This is a genomic window from Holdemania filiformis DSM 12042 (genome assembly GCF_000157995.1).
GTDB lineage: Bacteria > Bacillota_I > Bacilli_A > Erysipelotrichales > Erysipelotrichaceae > Holdemania > Holdemania filiformis.
The window spans coordinates 472,925-474,654 of sequence record NZ_GG657553.1 but is presented as its reverse complement, the minus strand read 5'-3'; the positions used below and the strand labels follow the sequence as shown (position 1 = coordinate 474,654).

Genomic DNA, 1,730 nt, shown 5'->3' with positions numbered 1-1,730 from the left:
AATGACCGTTAAGATCTGTAAGATCGAAATTGAAAATCCTGTTGCCGGTGTTGGGTTTTCTTCTGCTTTTTCGTAATGCTCTGAAAATGAAGGACTTGGCAGCTGCGGTTCGGTTTCCGGCTGAGGCCTCTCTGTAAATGAGGATCCCACGGGAAGCGGCTGCACCATTCGCTGAGGAACAGGGATCGTAACCGCCGCTGAAGGCAGCGTGATATTCCACGGCAGAATCAACCGCAAAGCGATGGCCAGCCAGGCCAAGACCACAACCGAAGCCCGGTATCGTTGATGCATTCCTTTCGAAAAGGCGAATAGAATCAGAATAAGCACGGACATCGAAATTGAAATTTCTATAATTTGTTCAAATACTACAGTCATATATCTTCCCTTTCAGATCGCACACGATCTCATTGTATCTATTCTGATTTCCATTTTTACAATAACAAATCGTTAACGAATCTTTTCAAACGTTAAATGGTCTAACAACTCCAATTTTCCGTCCGCTTTCGGATAATAACCTACCGATTTCATATAATTAATCGATTTTTCTGGTAACATCATATCTAAATCAGAGGTTATACAAATAATCTCATGATCATTAAACCGATAGACTTCCTCTGCCAGAATTGATTCAGGGCCTTTATAATTCAGATCTTCTTGAGTTAAAATTGAAAATTTATAAAATCCATCGCTGTAACACCCTCCATCATAATAATTATGAAGTCTGTCGATCGGCCACTCAATAAATTCAAAACTTGCGCTTTTTGATAACGAATCATAAATCATAAAGACATCGGAGGGTACTTCCTGATCAACAAGAATTCTCAAATTCATACCTGATATTTCATAAACAGTTTTTCCATTTTCAGAAACAGGGTCAATAATATGAGAATAAATACTACTTTCTTTATAATATTGCTTTTTTAACTGTGCTTCTTCTTCAAGACTTTCGAAATGGGAACCTGTATCGCTTAAATTTGTTAAAAGATTCTGTATTGTATTCAAATAATCCCGATCCAGCTGAACCAGCCAATCATTGATGATTGCGAGATTCCCTTTGATAAAGCAAATTGTCACAGGTTCATAAAAGAAATATGAATCATTAATAAGTTCTTCTCCTGGATTAACAATAAACGTAAATAAGGGATTTTCCGCCAAGCTTTGATTCTGATGAATCCAGGTGTTTTTTCCTATTTCAACATACTCGCCGTGCAAATTTGAGAAAACATCAAAATAAGGATATTGATTTGGTTGAATCCAAGCCCAATTGACTTCTTTTTCCGGTTGTATATCCTCTCGGATATCGGGTACAGAAATTTTGTCAATTCTGCCTTCGATGGGATTCATCGTAAACTCTCCTGTCTTGATTTCCGGCTGTTCGTAACCGATCAAAGCATAGAAATCATAGAGGGCGTAAGGATCGTCAGTACAGCTGATATTTCCCTGTTGATCATTGAGATACAGCCAGCGGGGATTTGTCCAAGCTAAATAATCCTGGCCGTTATAATGGATTTTCAAATCATAATAATAGGGATCGCTGATTGGCTCTCGCTGCCGGTCAAGCACTTTTTGCATCGTTTCCAGAACTTCCGGGTCTTCGCTTTGTAACATCAGTTCCACATTCTCGTCATTGCGGCTAATCTGTAATAATCGTTCCTCCGGCTCCTGCGGCTGTGCCTGTACGCTGCACGCAACCAACATTGAACCAATTCCCGTGCTTAACAGGATCAGGG

2 protein-coding genes are annotated in these 1,730 nt (G+C 39.5%); both read right to left on the bottom strand.

Annotation, left to right across the window (positions count from 1 at the left end; translation table 11 throughout):
• Positions 1 to 375 (bottom strand): hypothetical protein (locus HOLDEFILI_RS19570; protein WP_006058311.1); only part of this gene is annotated, 375 nt, incomplete at its 3' end.
• A 72-nt stretch (positions 376 to 447) separates the two neighbouring features.
• Positions 448 to 1,730: hypothetical protein (locus HOLDEFILI_RS04610; RefSeq protein WP_244264303.1), on the bottom strand; the 1,283-nt coding region annotated here is incomplete at its 5' end.